Source organism: Vallitalea maricola, from assembly GCF_036985595.1.
GTDB classification, from domain to species: domain Bacteria; phylum Bacillota; class Clostridia; order Lachnospirales; family Vallitaleaceae; genus Vallitalea; species Vallitalea maricola.
Genome location: NZ_BTPU01000430.1, coordinates 1 through 237, shown reverse-complemented (window position 1 = coordinate 237; position 237 = coordinate 1). Strand labels below are relative to the sequence as shown.

Here is a 237-nt window from a genome sequence, read left to right as displayed (position 1 = left end):
TCCATAAAATACAATCACAATTTGATTTCAATTTAATAAATAAAATAATAAAACCAACTGTCAATAAAGATACTTTTACATTACCTACTATAAAATCAAAAGAAGAATTAATGAGATTGATAAAAGATAATATGTACGATTATTGTGATATATATAATGGTAAGAACAATATTGAAGTGACTTATGATAACGGAACTTATACAGATAGTAAATCATCAGAGAAACTTAAATCCAATA

General features: G+C 22.4%; 1 protein-coding gene. It reads left to right on the top strand.

Annotated features, from left to right (window positions below):
• The coding region (locus AACQ14_RS24540; protein ID WP_339366145.1) for a hypothetical protein at positions 1–237 on the top strand (237 nt) is incomplete at both ends.